This is a genomic window from Nocardiopsis lucentensis DSM 44048 (genome assembly GCF_000341125.1).
Classification (GTDB): domain Bacteria; phylum Actinomycetota; class Actinomycetes; order Streptosporangiales; family Streptosporangiaceae; genus Nocardiopsis; species Nocardiopsis lucentensis.
The window spans coordinates 1-1,331 of record NZ_ANBC01000527.1 but is presented as its reverse complement, the minus strand read 5'-3'; the positions used below and the strand labels follow the sequence as shown (position 1 = coordinate 1,331).

Genomic DNA, 1,331 nt, shown 5'->3' with positions numbered 1-1,331 from the left:
CCCGCCATCCGCACCGGGTCCTGGGCGCGTGTCACGGCCGTGGCGAGCAGGACGGCGTCGCAACCGAGCTCCATGGCCAGGGCGGCGTCGCTGGCGGTGCCGATCCCGGCGTCCACGATCACCGGCACCCCGGCCTGTTCGACGATCAGCTCCAGGTTGTGCGGGTTGCGGATGCCCAGGCCGGAGCCGATCGGCGCGGCCAGCGGCATGACCGCCGCGCACCCCAGCTGTTCGAGGCGGCGCGCCAGGACGGGGTCGTCGTTGGTGTACGGGAGCACGGTGAAGCCCTCGTCGACCAGTCGTTCCGCCGCGTCCAGCAGCTCCACGGGGTCGGGCAGGAGCGTGTGCTCGTCCGCGACGACCTCCAACTTCACCCAGTCGGTGCCCAGGGCCTCCCGGCCGAGCTTGGCGGTGCGCACCGCGTCGGCGGCGGTGAAGCAGCCCGCCGTGTTCGGCAGGGGCCGGATCTTGTTGCGGGTCAGGACGTCCCACACCGACCCCCGCGTGCCGGGAGCGACGCGGCGCATCGCCACGGTGGTCAGCTCGGTCCCCGAGGTGACGAGTGCCTCCTCCAGCACCTCCAGCGACGGGGCGCCCCCGGTGCCGGTGATGAGTCGGGACCCGAAGGAGGTGCCGGCGATCACCAGCGGGTCGTCGAGGATGTCGGTCATGGTCAGCCTCCCTGCACGGCGGTCAGGACGTCCACACGGTCTCCGGTGTTCAGGCGCGTGTCCGCCCAGGCGGTCCGTCGCACGACCTCGTCGTTGACGGCCACCGCGATGCCACCGGGGACCTCGCCGTCCCCGGTCACGGTCAGGTCGCGCACGACGGCGCCGACGGTGGTGCCCTCGGTGACCTCGCGCCGGTCGCCGTTGATGATCAGTTCCACTGCTTCTCCCACGTGCTCGGGTGGTCGCCGCCCAGCCCGCGGTCGGCGGCGAAGGGGCGGGCGTACTCCGGCAGGGCGCCGCTGGTGAGGGCCTCGCCCATGGCCTCACCGGTGACCGGCGTCAACAGGACGCCATGTCGGTGGTGCCCGCCCGCCAGATGCACCCCGGGAATCCGGGTGGGACCCAGGAGCGGTTCGTTGTCGGGTGAACCCGGGCGCAGGCCGACGCAGGTCTCGGTGATCTCCAGTTCGGTCACCCCCGGGACGAGTTCGCGCGCGTCGCGCAGGACCTGCCAGAGCCCTCCGGCGGTCAGCGCGGTGTCATACCCCAGCTCCTCCTGGGTGGCGCCGACGACGACCTCGCCGTCCTCCCGGGGCACGAAGTAGACGGGGAACCCCCGGACCAGGCCACGGACCGTACGGGAGACGAGCGGCGGTTCAC

Annotated in this window: 3 protein-coding genes; all 3 read right to left on the bottom strand. The window is 72.9% G+C overall.

Annotated features, from left to right (window positions below):
* A partial coding sequence (locus D471_RS35060; protein WP_017600006.1) for a thiazole synthase occupies positions 1-671 on the bottom strand: 671 nt, incomplete at its 3' end.
* 2 nt (positions 672-673) lie between these two features.
* Positions 674-889, bottom strand: a complete 216-nt coding sequence (gene thiS, locus D471_RS0118575; protein ID WP_017600005.1) for a sulfur carrier protein ThiS — start codon at positions 887-889, stop codon at positions 674-676.
* Positions 880-1,331, bottom strand: a 452-nt coding sequence (locus D471_RS0118570) for an FAD-dependent oxidoreductase (protein ID WP_017600004.1), incomplete at its 5' end; no start/stop codon positions are given. The genes thiS and D471_RS0118570, both read right to left, overlap by 10 nt.